7 protein-coding genes are annotated in these 17,896 nt (G+C 68.4%); all 7 read right to left on the bottom strand.

The genetic code is table 11. The features are described from left to right. Positions 1–316: 316 nt before the first annotated feature. On the bottom strand, positions 317–3,289 hold the full coding sequence (locus tag Q7W82_RS17200) for a TonB-dependent receptor (RefSeq protein ID WP_242161076.1): 2,973 nt from the start codon (positions 3,287–3,289) through the stop codon (positions 317–319). Positions 3,290–3,921: 632 nt separating this feature from the next. After that, positions 3,922–6,597: a glycoside hydrolase family 3 C-terminal domain-containing protein gene (locus Q7W82_RS17195; RefSeq protein ID WP_242161075.1), complete on the bottom strand. Its 2,676-nt coding sequence runs from the start codon at positions 6,595–6,597 to the stop codon at positions 3,922–3,924. Positions 6,598–6,608: 11 nt separating this feature from the next. Beyond that, positions 6,609–9,308 (bottom strand): glycoside hydrolase family 2 protein, encoded by a 2,700-nt coding sequence (locus tag Q7W82_RS17190; RefSeq protein ID WP_242161074.1) that lies wholly within the window; start codon positions 9,306–9,308, stop codon positions 6,609–6,611. Between the two features lie 16 nt (positions 9,309–9,324). Continuing rightward, positions 9,325–11,817 carry a family 20 glycosylhydrolase gene (locus tag Q7W82_RS17185; RefSeq protein WP_242161073.1) on the bottom strand — a complete coding sequence of 831 codons (2,493 nt, stop codon included), beginning with the start codon at positions 11,815–11,817 and terminating at the stop codon, positions 9,325–9,327. Positions 11,818–11,936: 119 nt separating this feature from the next. Next, the gene (locus Q7W82_RS17180; RefSeq protein WP_160946462.1) at positions 11,937–12,992 is read right to left on the bottom strand and encodes a glycosyl hydrolase family 18 protein; all 1,056 of its coding nucleotides are present in this window, start codon (positions 12,990–12,992) and stop codon (positions 11,937–11,939) included. Further along, positions 12,989–14,683, bottom strand: coding sequence for an alpha-L-fucosidase (locus Q7W82_RS17175; RefSeq protein WP_242161072.1), 1,695 nt, complete (start codon positions 14,681–14,683; stop codon positions 12,989–12,991). Before Q7W82_RS17175 ends, Q7W82_RS17180 begins: the two co-directional genes overlap by 4 nt. A 99-nt stretch (positions 14,684–14,782) precedes the next feature. After that, positions 14,783–17,443 (bottom strand): TonB-dependent receptor, encoded by a 2,661-nt coding sequence (locus Q7W82_RS17170; RefSeq protein ID WP_242161071.1) that lies wholly within the window; start codon positions 17,441–17,443, stop codon positions 14,783–14,785. Positions 17,444–17,896 lie beyond the last annotated feature (453 nt).

The following is a 17,896-nucleotide window of genomic DNA, read 5'->3' as shown; positions in this document are numbered from 1 at the left end:
TGCAGCATGCTGTAAGTAGCGTCGGGAAAACCCGTCGGGACTGAAGTCCCTCCCACAAGAGCCATAGTCCAGGCTGTGTCGGTAGAGTCTGTCGCGGCTGAAGCCGCTCCTACGACAAGCGGGGCGCGCGCTGCTTGAGTGGGCTCCCGATGCAGCCTGAGCCAGGCCGCACCGGTAACGCCCGTCGGGACTGAAGTCCCTCCCACAAAAGGCCTGATCCAGGCGGAGTCGGTAAGGCCTGTCGGGACTGAAGAAGCTCCCACAGAGATCCTGGCACCTCTCCGCGATGGCATTCCATTGCGCACGCCGCCGCGGCCTAGAACGCGTACTTGACGGTCAACAGCGTCATCATGCCGGCATCGACGATGTCCGACACCGCCAGATTGTGCCGGCCCACGTGTCCCCAGTAACTGTATTCCTTGGTGAGATTGGAGATCGACAGATCCACATTCACCCCATTGTCGAACCGATAGCCCGCATGCAGATCCACCCGCCGCGTCGGCCGCGCCCACAGGTCGTCCCACGGCGCGTTCTGGTGCAGGAAGTCGTAGTTCAGCAGATACGAACTGCTGAAGTGATAGCTCAGGTTCACCGAGAACTTCGAGCGCTCGTAGAACAGCTCCAGATTGGCCATCGCATTCGGCGCCGATTGCATCTGCTCGTCTTCGAAGCCGACCATGCCCAGATCCGCGTGCGCATGCTGGCGCGTGGCATTGGCGCTGACGCCCAGCCCGTCGAACGGCGCCGGCAGATCCTGGAAGCGCTGCCGCGCGCTGACTTCCACGCCATAGACGCGGCCGTCGCCGCCGTTGGTCGGCATCTGGTAGAACACCGTGCCGCTGCCGCTGGTGCCCGAATTGGCCTGGCCGGAACCGGCATCGTAGATGTAGTGGTGCAGGCGCTTGTAGAAGCCGGCCACCGAGAAGAATCCGCCATGGTCGGTCGCCCACTCGCCGGACAGATCCAGGTTGGTCGAGGTGATCGCCTTCAGGTCCGGATTGCCCTGGGTGATGGTGGTGATGCCGTTGGAGATGTTGATCTGGGTACCGCCGCCCAGCTGCACGAATGCCGGCCGCGTATAGCTGGTCCACAGCGCGGCGCGGTAGGTGGTGGCGCTGTCAGGGCGCCAGGTCAGGAACACGCTCGGCAGCGGCTGGTCGTAGTGCGTGCTGTTGGCGGCGAAGTAGCCGACCTGCTGGTTGCCGTCGCTGTCGGTGGGCGTGGTCCAGAAGGTGTTGTGGATGCTGGTGTGCTCGAAGCGCACGCCCGGCACCACTTCCAGGCTGCCGAAGGAGAAGGTCGCCATCGCGTAGGCGGCGCTGACCGCTTCGGTGCCGCGCATCGTGTTGCAGTTGTAGTTGTTGACGTAGAACGCGCTGCCGCAGGTGTCCAGGTCGTCGTCGGTGAGGTGGTCGGCGATGACCTGCGCCACCGCGCCTTCGCTGACCCGCGGCGTGGCCCAGTGGTACTTGCCGGGGAAGATCGCCGCGTAGCCGCCGTTGAAGATGCCCAGCTCGCCCAGGGTGCTGGTGTCGGGCACCGGGCCGGTCCACCAGTCGCGGTTGCTGTAGTGGCGGCTGCTCTTGCTGTACTTCACGCCGAACTGCAGCGTGGTCAGCGCGCCGTCGGCAAAGTCGTAGCGCGCATCGAACTTGGCGCCGCCTTTCTTCTGCCCGGAGTAGATCTTGGTCGATTCGCCGTAGCTGCTGGCGTACAGCGACGGAATGTTGTTGACCTGGGCCAGCAGCGCCGGGGTCAGCTGCGGGTAGGGGAAGGCGCCGCTGCCGTATTGCATCAGGCTGCTGCCGGAGTAGGCGAAGTTGGCCTGGCTGAACTTGTCCTCGCGCCCGTCGATCTCGATATGGTCGGGGCGGTCGTTGTCGCCGAAGCTGTAGAACAGGTTCGGCGACAGCGTCCAGTTGCCGGCGGTCTTGCGCGCGCCCACCTGGAAGGTGGCCAGATCGGCGATTTCCGGGTTGGTCTCGTACCAGAAGCGCGCGGCGATGCGGTTGATGTTGGGCGAATACACGCCGGGCGTGGCGCTCGGCACGAAGCTGACGTCCTGCGGCAGCAACTGCACGAAGGTGGTGCCCTGGTCGGTCTTGGCGTAGGCGTAGGTGGCGCGCGCGTACACCGACAGGGTGTCGTCCACGTTCCAGTCGAAGGCGGCATTGCCGCCGTAGCGGCGCTCCCAGCCAGCGACCACGCCGACGTTCATGCCGGTGCTGGTCAGGTTGTCCTGCGGCGCGTAGCCGGCCGCATTGCTGCCGTCGGCATTGGCGTGCAGGAATTCCCAGGAGCCGTCGTTGAGCGCGCTGGTGGCCGCGGCCACCTCGCTGTTGGTCGAGGTGCGGTAGTCGTAGTAGGCGCTGGCGTAGAAGCCGAACTGCTGCTCGTCGCCGAACTTGTGCTGGAACTCGCCGGCCAGGCCGCCGCCGAGGCCGTCGCCGCCGTAGTCGCGCGCGCGGCTCTCGACGCGGCCGCTGACGGTGACGCTGCCGCTGGTGGCGTCCTTGTAGTCGTAGGCGGTGGGCGTGCGGAAATCCAGGGTGCCGCCGATCGCGTCGCCGTCCATGTCGGCGGTGGAGGTCTTGTTGGCGACGATGGTCTGCAGGCCCGAGGGCGGCAGCAGGCTCAGCTGCACGCTGCGGCTGTACGGCATGCCCTGGGCGACGGTGACGCCGTCGATCAGGTTGACGTTGTACTCGGAGGGCAGGCCGCGCACCGAGGCGAACATGCCTTCGCCGCGCGCGGCGCCGTCGACGCCGCCGAAGTAGCCCGAGCCGCTGTAGGTGATGTTGATGCCGGCGATCAAACCCAGCGCCTCGGCGACGTTGTGCACGGCGGTGTGCTCGAGGTCGTTGGCCGACAGTACGTCCACCGTGTTCGAGGAATTCATCTTCAGCGTGCTGGCGTCGTAGCGGTTGGCCGCCACGCTGATGGTCTGCAACTGCTTGGCCTCGTCCAGCGCGATCGACACCGTGGCGGCGCCGCTGTCGGCGACCTGCACGGTGGTTTCCGGGGCGCTGAAGCCGGGATAGTCAAGTTGCAGCGCGTACTGCCCGGCCGGCACGTCGGCGATGACGAAGCGGCCCTGCGCGTCGGTGACGGCGCTGAGCGCGGTGCCGGCGATGGCGACCTTGGCGTGCGCGGCGGGCTTGCCGCTGCTGCGCTCCTTGAGTTCGCCCTGCACGGTGCCGGCCAGCGCCGGGGCGGTGGCGGCAAGGCCGGTGATGGCCAGAATGGCGGCGCACAGCGCCTTGCGCTTGCAATACGGATGGGTTGCCACGTGACACCTCGCTGATCGTGATCGGTGCGGGCACGCGCCGAAGGCGACGCGCCGCTGCGTTCCTGGAAGGCAGACACGGTGGACGGAAGGCGCGCGCGCTCGAACCGCACGCCGGGCGGCGTGCAAGCAGGACAAAGCGGACGGCGACCGACGCGTGGCGTCTGCCGGCTGGGCGGACCGTTAGACGGCGATCAGTGGCGTGGCGGCGAGTAGCCGGCGATGCACTTGGAGCGCGAACGCAGCGCGCTCAGCTTGTAGCGACGGGTCATGCGCAGCGGCCCCCGTGCGTGCCCGCGTGGTGCGCGGACGACAGGCAGGGCGCCGGAACTCCGGCGAGGCATCGATCCTGGCTGCGACGACTGCATGACATGGCACATCACCCCTGGAACTGCCCTGGAAAACGCCGCAGTTGCTGCGGCGTTCGGCGCGTCTGGCATCGTCGGCGCGTGGCACCGACGTGTTATCGATACCGCTGTCCCGGAAGACTGTCAATAGGTTGTGAAAAATAAATTCATCCGGCGCCGCGAACGACGGTCGGCAGGCTCGGCGGCGCGAACGGGGCCGGGCAGTTACGCTGCACCGCCGCATGCGCCGGCGCATTTCGTAGACATGGGGCCAGGCGGCCCCATGGTTCACTTCGGCAGGGCCATGCGTCCGCTGATCGAGAAGGCGGCGTCCTCGCCGGGCGCACCGGTACCGGGCTGGCCGCCGCCAACGAACAGGCGGTAGTCGCCGGCCTCGACCGCGCGCTGGCCGCTGCGGTCGACGTCGCTGAGCTGGCGCGCATCCAGCGCGACGGTCAGCGTGCGCGCCTCGCCCGGCTGCAGGTGCACCCGCTGGAAGCCGACCAGGCTGCGCAGCGGCGACTGCGCGCGCGGTGGGTACTGCAGGTACACCTGCACCACCTCGTCGCCGGCGCGCGCGCCGGTGTTGCGCACGGTGGTGCTCACCTGCAGCGGCTGGCCGGCCTGCAGCGTCGCGGTCGACAGCCGTGGCGCGTCGTAGGCGAACTGGGTGTAGCTGAGGCCGTAGCCGAACGGGAACAGCGGCTCGCCCTTGAAGTAGCGGTAGGTGCGGCCCTTCATGTCGTAGCTGACGTAGGGCGGCAGGTCCTTGGTCGAGCGGTAGAAGGTCACCGGCAGGCGGCCGCCGGGATTGATGTCGCCGGCCAGCGCCTGGGCGATGGCGGTGCCGCCGGACTGGCCCGGATACCACGCGGCGATGATCGCGTCGGCGTGCTGCTTGGCCCAGTTCAACGCCACCGCGCTGCCGCTCATCAGCACCACGACCAGCGGCTTGCCGCTGGCCTTGGCCCGTTCCAGCAAGGCCTGCTGCGCGGCCGGCAGGGCCAGGTCGTTGCGGTCGCCGCCGTCGAAGCCGGGCACGTCGATGCGCAGTTCCTCGCCTTCCACGTCCGGCGACAGGCCGACGAAGGCCACCACCGCGTCGGCCTGCGCCACCGCGCGTTCGGCCTCGGCCAGTTGCAGCGCCGGCGGCGCCAGCCACTCCAGGCGCAGGCCCTGGTCCTGGCCGCGGTGTTCCAGCTCCAGGCGGATGCGGCGCGGCCGCGCGTCGTCGAAATGCAGCACGGTCTCGACGTTGCGGCCGTCGGCGTTGTGCATGCCGGCCGGCAGGTGCTTGTCCTCGGCGTTGCCGGCGATCACCAACTGGTCGTCGATGTACAGGCGCACCGGGTCATGGCCGGCGCAATCAAAGCAGCGCGCCACCCGCACCGCGAGGGTGTAGTCGCCCGGGCCGGGCGGCAGCAGTTCGCCGCTCCAGCGCACCGAATAACGGTCCTTGTCCACGCCCTTGGCCGGGGCCACGTGGTCCCAGTTGAAGCCGACCACGCGGTCCTGGCGCTGCACGCGCGGCGTCCCGGCCAGGTCCAGGTTGTCGAAGTATTCGCCGCGCAGCCCGGGCTGGCCGTCGCTGCGCAGCGCGGTCTCGGGAATCATGCCGGGCACGCCCGCGGCCAGCGGCGCGCCCTGCGCATAGGCGACCTGGGCGGCGCCGAAGCGCGTGCGCAGCCCTTGCAGCGGCGTCACCGGTTGCACCGAGGTGCCCTGGTAGTTGGCTTCCAGCGCGGCCAGCGCATCGGCGTTGGGGCCGAGCACGGCCAGGCGCAGGCCCGGGCGCAGCGGCAGGGTGGCGTTGGCGTTCTTCAGCAGCACCAGCGATTGCTGCGCGGCCTGCAGCGCCAGCGCGCGGTGCGCGGCGCTGTCGATGTCCCTGGCGCCCAGCCGCGCATACGGATCGTTGCGCTGCGGCTGCAATTCGCCGAGCCGGTAGCGGGCGGCGAACAGGCGCACCAGCGAGCGGTCGAGCAGGGCTTCGTCGGCTTCGCCGCGGTCGAAGGCGATGCCGAGGTCGCGGTAGGCGTAGCCGCAGTTCAGATCGTGCCCGGCCTTGAGCGCCGCGGCGGACGAGCCCGCGTTGTCGGCGCGGTAGTAGTGGAACTGGGTCATGTCGTCGATCGCATCGCAATCGGACACGACGAAGCCCTTGAAGCCCCAGTCGCCGCGCACGCGGCCGTTGAGCAGCCAGTCGGCGGCGCAGGCCGGCGTGCCGTGCAGGGAGTTGTACGCGCACATCACCGAGCCGGCCTGGCCGTCGACGATGGCGGCGCGGAACGCGGGCGAGTAGGTGGCCTCGAAATCGTGCGGCGACACGTCCACGTCGAAACCGTGGCGGCCCGGTTCCGGCCCGCTGTGCACGGCCAGGTGCTTGGGCGTGGCGATGGTGCGCGGGTGCGCCGGATCGTCGCCCTGCAGGCCGCGGATGAAGCCGACCGCCAGCCGTCCGGTGAGGTAGGGGTCCTCGCCGTAGGTCTCCATGCCGCGGCCCCAACGCGGGTCGCGGAAGATGTTGATGTTGGGCGACCAGATGGTCAGCCCGGCGTAGCGCGGATGGTCCTTGCCGGGCCCGCCGGCGAGGTTGAACTTGGCCCGCGCCTCGGTGGAGGTGACGGTGCCGACGTCGTGCAGCAACTCGGGGTTCCAGGTCGCGGCCAGGCCGATCGCCTGCGGGAACACCGTGGCCTCGCCGTTGCGGGCGATGCCGTGCAGGCCCTCGCTCCACCACTCGTAGGCGGGCACGCCCAGGCGCGGAATCGCCGGTGCATCGTTCATCGCCTGCGCGATCTTCTCGGCGCGGGTCATCTTCGCCACCAGCGCGGCGGCGCGATCCTCGGCCTCGTCGGCGTGGGCGAGCGGGGCGGCGAGCAGGCCGATGGCGCACAGCGCTTGCACCATCGGCTGTAGGAGCGGCTTCAGCCGCGACCGCACGCCGGCCGATCCACGGAGCATCTCCCCGCCCATCACTTCACCTCCGCCGGCTCGGCCGGCGCACCGGCCAGGGTCCCACCCAGGTCGCGCACCTGCAGCGCCGCGCGCACCTGCTCCAGCGTCGCGCCGCTGTGCACGCGCACAGTCAACGGTTCGCCCGGCAGCAGGTCGAAGGCGTTGTCGGACAGGATCACGTCGAGGTCGCCGACGCTCAGCCACACCTGCGCCGCGAGCGTGGCGCTGCTCAGGGTCAGCGCGTAGCCGTCGCCATCGGCGCGCAGGTCGCTGCGGATATCGGCCTGAGGCCACTGCAGACGCTTGGCCGCGTCGAAGTACACCAGGGTGCGCGACAGCACGCGCTCGCCGTCGAGCAGTTCGAACACCGCCACGCTGCGGCGCGGATCGGCGCGGCGCAGCAACTGCGCATCGCTGAAGTTGCCCACGCGCACGCTGGACAGCGGCGCCAGGGTCACCGGCTTCTCGGTCTTGCTCAGCACCTTGCCGGACAGGTCCATCACCCGCATGCGCCAGCGCGCGGCCAGCGGCGTGGTGCGGTCGGAAACCAGCGACACCTGGGTCTGGCCCTGGTCGTCGCGCAGCGCGGCGATCAGTTCCGGCGCGTAGAAGCGGCGCGCGTGGTACTGCAGCGCCTTCCAGCGGCCGAAGTAGTCCAGGCTCGACCACGAGGCGCCGGGCCACACGTCGTTGAGCTGCCAGTACAGCGAGCCCATCGCCTGCGGCCGCGACGCGCGCAGGTGCTCGGCGGCCAGGGTGATGCCTTCGGCCTGCATGATCTGGCTCAGGTAGACGAAGCTGGCGAAGTCCTTGGGCTCGCCGAACGCACGACGGATGTACAGCAGCAGGCGCTGGTTGCCGTTGCCCTTGTCGAACTTCTGGTGCGCGCGCATCACCGGCGATTCGGGCTGCAGGTCGCCGGGTTCGGCGAAGGCGCGGATGGTGCGCAGTTCCGGGAACGACTGCAGGCCGTACTCGGACATGAAGCGCGGGGTCACGTTGAGGTATTCGGTGACCGGCAATGCCGGGCCGCCCCAGACCTTCCAGTAATGCATGTCGCCGTCGTCGGGCTGGTCCGCGGCACCGTCGAAATCGGTACCCGGCGAGGTCGCCCAGTACGGGGTGTCGCTGTCGTACTTCTGTACCGCCTCGCGCAGCACCGTGCCGAACAGCGTGGTCATGCCGCGGACGATGCGCTCGCGCTCTTCCGGGTCGATCGACTGCTTGAACTTGATGCGGTCGCCCCAGTTCTCCCAGCCGGTCTGTACTTCGTTGTTGCCGCACCAGATCACGATGCTGGGATGATCGCCGAGGCGCCGGACCTGCTCCTCGGCCTCGGCGCGGGTGTTCTCGCGGAAGGCGACGTCGTAGGGCGGGATCGCGCCGCCGAACATGAAGTCCTGCCAGATCATGATGCCCAGGCGGTCGGCGTCCTCGTAGAAGCTGTCCGGCTGGTAGTGGCCGCCGCCCCACATGCGCAGCATGTTCATGTTGGCGTCGCGTGCGGACTGCAGGAAGCCGCGCATGCGCGCGGCGTCGACGCGGGTGGGGAAGCTGTCGAACGGAATCAGGTTGGCGCCCTTGGCGAACACCGGGATGCCGTTGACCACCAGGGCGAAGCTCTTGCCCCACTGGTCCTTCTCGCGGCGCAGTTCGACGCTGCGCAGGCCGGTGATGCGCTGCGCCTCGAAGCGCTCGCCCGCAGCATCGCGCAGGTGCGCCTTGAACGTGTACAGGTCCTGGCGGCCGTAGCCGGCCGGGAACCAGCGCTGCGGCTTGGCGATGCGCACCGGCACGGTCAGGGTGTTGGCGCCCGGGTCGAGCACCGCGCGCTGGCTGAACTGGCCGACGCGCTGGCCGTCGGGGCCGAGCACGTCCAGGTCCAGTTGCACCTCGCCGCTGCGGCCGGCCTGCACCTGCAGTTGCGCCAGCAACTGCGCCGCGTCGGCGTCCACGCGCTGCTGGGCGATGCGCAGGCCATCCACGCGCAGGTCGTCCCAGGCCTCCAGGCGCACGCCCTGCCAGATGCCGGCGGTGACGATGCGCGGGCCCCAGTCCCAGCCGAAGTTGTACGGGGCCTTGCGCACGTAGGTGGAGCTGTGCCGCGCCACCGGCTCGTCGCCGAATGCCGAGTCGTAGGCGCCGGGCAGCGCATACGGCTGCTTGGACAGCCACGGCTGGATCTTCTTGATCGGCGAGGCGATGCGCACTTCCAGCACGTTGTCGCCGCGCTTGAGCAACGGTTTGGCGTCGACCCGCCACTGCCGGAACATGTTGTCGGCGGCCAGCAGCTTCTTGCCGTTGAGGTAGACCTCGGCGAAGGTGTCCAGGCCGTCGAACACCAGCTCCAGGTGCGGGCGCGCCAGCAGGGCCGCGTCGACCTGGAACCGGGTCTGGTACTGCCAGTCGCTCAGCCCGGCCCACTGGATCTGCGCTTCGTTGTCGCGATAGAACGGATCGGGCACGACCCCGGCGGCGATCAGGTCGGTCTGCACCGTGCCCGGCACCTGCGCCGGCAGCCACTGCGCCGCCTTCGGATGTGCCTTGGCGTTGGCATCGCCCGGCGCCAGCCGCACCTGCCAGCCTTGCTGCAGCGACAGCGTCGTCGGCGCCGCCGCCTGCCCCAGCGCCGGCAAGGCCAGCGCCAGCAGCAGCCCGAGGCGGGCAGGAAGGCGCGTGTGCGACGCGGAACGGGGGCGGCGGGGCGGCTGGGTCATGCGAGGGTCTCCGTGGTCAGTGCGCGGCGGCGGGGGGCGCCTGCGCCGCGGTGTCGATCAGATGGACGGCGCCGATGGCGTAGTACGGCCCGGCGATGGGCGCGGTGGAGCGCAGGCACAGGTCGTGCACGCCGGTCTGCTTGGGCAGCCGCGCTTCCAGCGCGAACTGGTCGCCCAGGGTCTTGCCGGCCGGCATTGGCAGCCGGGCCAGCAGCTTGCCCTTGCAGTCGCCCAGCCGCACCTCGAACTCGCCGCGCGCGCTGTGCGCCGGGTAGCGCTTGACCTTGGCCTGGTCGTGCGCCAGCCCGTAGTTGCGCGCCAGGCGGGCGGCGTCGATGCGGATGCGGTCGATGCCGTCCAGGCGCGCGTCGGCGTAGCGCCAGCAACTGGTGAACAGGTCGATGTTGAACACCGGCGTGTCCTGGTCAGCCAGGTCCGGCAGCAGCGGCACGCGCAGGCCCAGCTCGCCGCCTTCGCACGAGGCCAGGCCCTGGGTGTCGCGGCTGAGCAGGTTGGCGCGGTCGAGGATGCGGCTGCGCGGCGCGGCCAGCAGGCGGCCGTCGTCGGCGAAGGTGGCCGCACGCACGGTGACCGGCAGGGTCACCGCGAACGGCGCGGTGTAGCGCGGCGAGTCGGCCTTCGGCTCGCTGCCGTCAGTCGTGTAACGGAAGCTGCCGAACTTGGCCTGGTTGCCCAGCACCACGGTGGCCTGGCCGCTGTCCAGCGCCGCGTTGTCGCCGCCCTGCACCGCGATGTCCGGGGCGAAGGCGCCGTCGCCGTAGGCGATGCCCTGCAGGCGGTAGCGGTCCAGCTGCGCCGGCATGCGCTGCAGGAAGCTATTCCAGTCGCGCGCGGCCATCGGCGACCAGCCGGCCTCGGCCACCGCGCTCAGCCGCGGGAACAGCGCATGGTCGATATGCCAGGCGGAGGGGATGTACTCGCTCCATAGCGCCGCCTGCACGCCGAGCACGTGCTTGCTCTCTTCGGGGCTGAGCGCCGCCGGCACCGGGTCGAAGCCGTAGACCTTCTGCAGCGGCAGCGTCGCCAGGCGGCCGTTGGGCTCGTCGTTGCGCGCGCTCTGCAGGTTGTCCAGGTACATCCAGCCGGCCGGCGCCAGCACCACGTCGTGGCCTTGCTTGGCGGCGGCGACTGCGCCGTCCACACCGCGCCAGGACATCACCGACGCGCTGGCCGGCAGCCCGCCTTCCAGGATCTCGTCCCAGCCGATCAGGCGCCGCTGGTGCTGGGTCAGGTAGTCGGCCAGCTGCTGGTTGAACCAACCCTGCAGCGCGTGCGCATCCTTGATGCCGAGCTTGCGCATCTGCGCGCGCACCGCCGGCGAGCGTTCCCACTGGTCCTTGACCGCTTCGTCGCCGCCGATGTGGATGTACGGCGAGGGGAACAGCTGCAGCACTTCGTCCAGCACGCCGCGGATGAAGGTCATGCTCTTGTCGTTGGTGTTGAACAGGTACGGATTGACGCCCCAGTCCACCGACACCTTGGGCCGCTGCCGGGTCACCCCGACCAGTTCCGGGTACGCGGCCACCGCGGCCTGCGCGTGCCCGGGCATGTCCAGCTCCGGCACGATGGTGATATGGCGCTCGGCGGCGTAGGCCACCAGGTCGCGGATCTGGTCTTGGGTGTAGAAGCCGCCGTAGCGATCGGGCAGGCCATGGGTGCCGGCGCCGGGCGGGGTGCGCCAGGCGCCGATCTCGGTGAGCTTGGGATAGCGCTTGATCTCGATGCGCCAGCCCTGGTCGTCGGTCAGGTGCAGATGCAGCACGTTGAGCTTGTGCTGGGCCATCGCGTCGAGCAGGCGCTTGACCGTGTCAGGGCCATGGAAGTGCCGCGCCACGTCGAGCAGCACGCCACGCCAGCCGAAGCGCGGCCAGTCGCGGATGTGCACCTGCGGCACGTCCACCTCGCCCTTGCCGGCATCGGGGGTCATCAGCTGCCAGGCGCTGATCGCGCCGTAGAACAGGCCGCGTTCCTCGCGCGCCTGGATCAGCATGGTGCGCGGGTCCACGTCCAGCGTGTAGCCCTCGGCCTGCGCCACCTCGGTATTGGGATTGAGCTGCAGGCGGATGCTGCCGTCGGCGGGGATGGTCTCCGCACGCACTTCCAGCGACAGCCCGCGGGTCTTGCTCAGCAATTGCGACAGTTGCTCGGCCACGCGCTGCGCGCCGGGGTCGTCGAGGGGCACCGACAGCACGGCGCCGGTGCCGATGGTCAGGGTGCCGCCGTCGCGCTCGGCCTTGGCCGGCGCCGGGATCAGCGGCAGCGGCGTCTTGTCGTCGTCGTCATCGTGTTTGGGAGCCGGCGGCGGCGCCGCGGCGGGCTTGGCCGCGGGCGCAGGCGCCGGCGGCGGCGCGCGGTCGCAGCCGCCGAGCAGGCTGCCACAGGCGAGCAGGGACAACCCCAGCCAGGCGTTGCGGGAGGCCGCCGCGATGCGCGCGGCGGCGAGCATCGGGCGGTGCGGCAATCGGGGGTGTGCACCCACTGCAGTCATCGGTCTACCTCAAGCGATCGAGATGCGTATCGTAGAGGCTGCGGGGTAGCCTGAGGTGAGCGCGGCGCGTTCGGCGCGCGCCGCATGCCTCCTGTGTCGCATCGCGATCGTGCGACCGCTCAGCGCGCCGCGGTCGGCAGTTCGTCCCAGACCTTGGGATCTTCGGCGCCCAGCACCCAGCAACTGAAGCCTTCCAGGCCGTACTGTTTGACCAGGTCGTAGCGGGCGCGGAAGCTGCGCGCGTCCGGGCGGAACACCCATTCGCGCATGTCGTCGCGGTAGAAATAGAACCACGACTCCTGCTCCACCGGATCCCATTGCACGGTGGCGTTCTGCTCCACCGCCAGCGGGAACGACTCGTCGGCGTCGATGTAGTCGGCGGTGATGTTGGAGGCTTCGGTGCCGTCGGGCTTGACCGGATTGCCGGTGTACCAGCGGTAGCCATAGGTGGCGATGCCCAGCGACAGCTTGTCCTTCGGCACCTGGGTCAGCGCGTAGTCCAGGTGCTTCTTCATCCACACCATGCCGTCCACCGGGCCGGGCGTGGTCCAGCGGGTGTGCTGGTCGTAGGTCATCAGGCTGATCAGGTCGGCCGAGGCGCTCAGCGCCTTGAGGTCGTAGGCGCCGCGCCAGTACTCCCACATCCACTTGGCGAATGCGCCGCCCTCGGCATAGCCCGGTGCGTTCGGCACCACCGCCACCGACAGCTTGAAACCGGCCTTGTGCAGCGCCTCGGCGGTCTGCTTGACCATCAGCGAGTAGGCGTCGCGGTCGGTCCAGGCGATGCTCTCGAAATCGAACTGGAAGCCGTAATAGCCGTGCTTGCGGCCGTGGATCAGCAGCGCGGCGATCATGCGCTGCTTGGCGTCCTCGTCGTGCAGCAGCTTGTGGAAGCCGTCGCGGCCGGCGGTCATCGACAGGATCGGCATCACCCGCAGCTTGTGCTGCTTGGCGATCTCGTACAGGTACAGGTTCGGGGTGCCGTTGACCAGGCCGCTCTGGTCCACGCCGTACCAGGTCGGCACCACCACATCGATCTTGTCGAGGTGGGCCAGGAACGAATTGGTCGATTTCTGCGTGTTCATCAGATAGAACAGCGCAGTCGGGTTCTTGGCCATGGCCGGGGCGCAGGCCAGGGCGAGGGCGAACAGCAGCCCTGCGAAACGCTTCATCATCGGGAGGGATCCGTTGGCGGGGTGGGGGAGGACAGGTCGATGCGGAACACGTAGGCGTGTTCGCCTGCCGGCTTGGCCGGCAGGCGCAGGTGCAGGCCGTCGGCGCGCTGCTCGAACGGCACCGGCTTGCCGCTGGCGAGCAGGGTGACGCCACGCACGCCGTCGGCCGGCTTGAGCGAGCGGATAACGGCCTGGCCGTCGGCCGGCCAGCCCAGCTCGATCGCATACAGCGCGCCGTGGCCGGTGGTGAAGCGGAAATCCTCGGGCGTGTAGGGCTTGGTCTTGGTGTCCTGGAAGGTGCCGCCGACCACTTCGGTGGGGCCTTCGCCGTAGGTGCGCCACGGCGTGCTGTCGTAGATCGCCTCGCCGTTGGTCTTGAGCCACGTGCCGATCGACAGCAGGATCGCGCGTTCGGTGTCCGGGATCGAACCGTCGGCGCGCGGCCCGATGTTGAGCATCAGGTTGCCGTTCTTGCTGACCACGTCCACCAGCATGTGGATGATGAAGGTCGGCGTCTTGTAGGTGTCGTTCTCGACATAGCCCCACGAGGCGTTGCTGACCGAGGTATCGGTCTGCCAGTGGGTGGGATGGATGCCGGTGAGCTGGCCGCGCTCGATATCGAGCGTGCCGGCACCTTCGGGGAAGGCACCGAGCTTGTAGTTCACCACCACGCCGCCCTTGGCGGCGCCATGGTTGTAGTAGTACGAGAGCATGGTCGGCAGCGTGCCGCGGAAGGTCGGGTGCGCGATCCACCAGTCGAAATAGATCAGGTCCGGGTCGTAGCGGTCGATCAGCTCGGTGGTGCGCGCCAGCCAGTCGTCCAGCCAGGCCTGCGACACCGGCGTCCAGTCGTTGGTGACGTCGGCGTCGTCCTTGCCCGGCAGGCGGACCTGTGCCGGGCCGTACAGGCCGGCGTAGCGCGGGTCGTTGACGTCGGAGTCGAACTGGCGACCGCCGTCGAAGAACCAGTCGTGCTCGGCGCGGTGCGAGGACAGGCCGAAATGCAGGCCCTGCGCGCGGATCGCCTTGGACAGCTCGCCGATCACGTCGCGCTTGGGACCCATCTTGACCGCGGTCCAGTCCGACAGCTGCGAGTCGTACATCGCGAAGCCGTCGTGGTGCTCGGCCACCGGCACCACGTAACGGGCGCCGGATTCGCGGAACAGCGTGGCCCAGGCCTGCGGATCGAACTTGGGCGCGGTGAACAGCGGGATCAGGTCCTTGTAGCCGAAGCGCGACTGCGGGCCGTAGGTCTCGCGGTGATGCAGGTAGTCCTTGCTGCCCTGCTGGTACATGTTGCGCGAGTACCACTCGTTGCCGAAGGCCGGCACCGAGAACACGCCCCAATGGATGAAGATGCCGAACTTGGCGTTGTCGTACCAGGACGGCGAGCGGTACTGCTTGAGCGAGGTCCAGTCGGGTCGGAACGGTCCGCCGCGCGCGCCATCGTTGGCTTCGCGCACCAGGCGCGCGCGTTCGGGCGCGTACTTGGCGGTGGCCTGCAGCCACTGCTGGTCGATCTGTTCCGGACTGAGGGTGGTGGCGGTGGGCGCGGTTGGCGACGGCGCGTCCGCGGCGCCGGCGGGCAGGGCCGTCAGCGCAAGAATGAGGGCCAGCGCGCTGGCCAGGGTCTGGCGTGCGGCTCCGGCGTGGCGGGGTCGGTCCGCACGGGGGCGGGTCTCGGTCGTCATGGAACGGCACTCCTTGTTGCAGAAGACGATGCCGGCGCCGCCGCGCCGGACACGAAACAGCGCGCCACCGTGGAGGGACGGTGGCGCGCCGGTGCTACATCAGAACTTGAAGTTCAGCTGCGCCTGGTAGCCGCGGCCGTTCTTGTACATGCCGATCGGCGCGTACTTGACCTCGTTGTACCAGTAGTAGGTCGAGTCGAGCAGGTTGGTCGCGCTGAAGCTCACGCTCATCCAGTCGTTGACCTCGTACGAGGCGGTCAGATCCAACTGCTTGTACTCGTCGGTGAACACCTGCGAGTTCAGGCGGCCGACCTGGGTGAAGTACTTGGAGCGGTAGCTGTAGTTCAGGCGCACCATCCACGGACCGTTTTCCCAGTAGGGGATCACGTTGTAGGTGTTCTTCGACAGGTACGGCAGGTTCAGGCCGGTGCTGGCGTCGGCGGTGGCGTAGGTGTAGTTCGCCTGCAGGCCGAAGCCGTAGCCGAACGCCTGCTGGTAGTTCAGCGAGGCGCCCTTGACCTTGGCGTCGGAAGCGTTGATCGGCGAGCTCACCGAGTACAGGCCGCTCACCCCGGACACCGCGTCGGTCAGCTGCTGCTGCGTGGTGGTGGTGACGATGTACGAGCTGATGTCGCGGTAGAACAGTTCCGCCGACAGCATGCTGGACGGCGCGAAGTACCACTCGGCGGCCAGATCGTAGTTGGTCGACTCGTAGGGCTTCAGGTCCGGATTGCCGCCGCTGGCGGTCAGGTTGCCGTTGCTGCTGTTGATGGTGAACGAACCGGCCAGGTCGCCGTAGCGCGGACGTGCCATCACCTTGGCCACGGAGAAGCGCAGCACCTTGTCGGTGTCCAGATCGTAGGCCAGGTTGAAGCTCGGCAGCGGCTTGTAGTACTGCTTGGTCACCTGCGTCTGATTGTAGGTGGCGCCGCCGTCATTGCTCTGCCAGTACAGCGACTTGTCCTTGGTGTCCACATAGCGCACACCCAGGTTGCCGCGCCACGCGCCCGACTCGAAGTTCAACTGCGCGTACAGGTCGCTGGTGATTTCCTTGACGTCGAACGAGGAGCCGTAGTCGATCTTGTATGGACCCTGCGGCTGGCCGCGCAGGTAGCTGATCACCGAGTTGAGGTTGGCGGTCGACCAGTTGGTCAGGTCGCCGCTGGCACCCAGACCGTCGTACAGGCCGCTCGGGGTGGTGCCGGGGCTGAAGTCGGTCAGCGAGATCGCATCGGTGGTGTTGATGCGGTTGCCGCGGGCGTCGACGCCGTTGTCGTGGTTGATGTACTTGTAGCCGACCTGCAGCTTGTTCAGCGGACCCCAGTCCAGATCGCGCGCGGCATCGAACTGGAAGTACTTCTCCTTGTCCGTGCTCTTGGCGTAATAGATGCCGCCGGCCTGCATCGCCGACGCATCGGTGGAGCCGGCGTCCAGGCCGGCCGGCGAACCGACCAGGCCCCAGTTGGCGGCGCTGCCGTTGTCGTAGTTGACGTCGGTGTGGCTGCCGTCGTAACCGAAGTTGTAGCCACCGTCCTTCAGCAGGAACTTCATCAGGTACTCGGGGTTCTTGCCGCCGGTGGCCTCGGTGGTGCCGGCCTGGGTGGTGAACACCCACTTGTCGCCATAGAAGTCGTGGCGCAGGTTCAGGCTCTTGGTGGTGACGGTGCTTTCGCGGTAGTTGGTATCCAGCTGCGCATACGGCTGCTTGCCGTTGCCGGCGCCATCGGTGACCGTGGCCTGGGTGATGTAGCCGTTCTGCACCGTGGCGCTGGTGATCTTGTCCTGATCGCCGCAGCCCGGGCAGACGTAGCGCGATTCGCTGAAGTTGTTGTACTTGCCCTTGATGTAGATGCCGGTCAGGTTGAACTCGTTCTGATCGTTCGGCTTCCACTGCAGCGCGCCCTGCAGGCCGTTGCGCTCGCGGGTCTGCTGGAAGAAGGCGCTGTTGATGCCGACCGGGATCTTGGCGGTCGCGACGTTACCACCGTCGCCGGAGATGTTGGCGGTCGGCGAGATGCCCGAGCCGGTGTTGTAGCCGAAGAACTCGATGCCGGCGCGCGACAGGTCCTGCTTGTCGTGGGTGGCGGAGATCAACGCGCCGAAGGTCTCGTCGTCGTTCTTCCAGCTCCACAGCGCCGAGCCGCGCGGATTGCCTTCTTCCGAACGGTCGTTGTAGTTGTAGCCGATCGAGCCGCGGATGGTGTTCTTCGGCAGGTCCAGCGGCTTGCGGGTGTGCACGATCACGGTGCCGCCGATCGAGCCTTCGTCGATGCGCGCTTCCGGGGTCTTGTAGACCTCCATCAGGCCGATGATTTCCGGCGACAGCAGGGTGTAGTTGAAGGTACGGCCGCTGGTGTCGGTCGGGTTGCCGCCCCAGTCGCCCGAGGCGATGGTCTGGCCATTGAGCAGCACGCGGTTCAGCGCCGGGTCGGTGCCGTTGATGCTGACCTTCTCGCCTTCGCCGAACTGGCGGTCCACGCTGATGCCCGGCAGGTGCGCCAGCGACTCGGCGGCGTTGGTGTCCGGGAACTTGCCGATGTCTTCGGCGCTGATCGCATCGACGATGGAGTTGGCCGAGCGCTTCACCGACTGGCTCTTCTCCAGCGAGGCGCGGTAGCCGGTGACGGTGATGGCATCCAACTGCTGGACGTTCTTGGAATCCGCGTTGGCGGGAGCGGGCGCTTCCTGCGCGGCGGCGTTACCGGACAGGTACAGCGCGGCCATGATGCTGATGGCTAAGGTCGTGGTGCGGCTATTCATTGGCTAAACCTCTGGGTGAGTACTTGGGCATGAGGTGCCAACCGATGTTCCGGCGTGCTGGCCGCTGCCCGGCCTTGTGGATGGGCGCCGCGCCTGGTGGCGCTGCGCGGATCGCATCTCGATGCGCGTCGTCCGGTCGCTGACGCGGAAGTAGCCAACCGGCGGCATCGAGGGCGCCGGTTCTTCCTGTGTTCCTGCAGGTAACAACCAAGTCCAGCAATGAAGCAGTGCACCTGCTGCCTGGTCCGGGCGCGGCTGCGTCCGTGCCCGGCGCGGGCGTGGTCTCGCGATTCGGGGGATGCCGATTGCGGCGTCAGCGCGCGTCCTGCCACTTGGCGCGGGAGGAGCGGCGATGCGTCGCTGTATCTGAATCCCCTGAACGTGGCATGTCTTGAAGTTGTAAAACTTGTGTGAGCCGAGTCTGTCGTAGCGCTGACAGCGTTGTCAACACCC

Source organism: Xanthomonas indica (genome assembly GCF_040529045.1).
Lineage (GTDB): Bacteria > Pseudomonadota > Gammaproteobacteria > Xanthomonadales > Xanthomonadaceae > Xanthomonas_A > Xanthomonas_A indica.
This window is presented reverse-complemented; position numbering and strand designations above follow the sequence as displayed.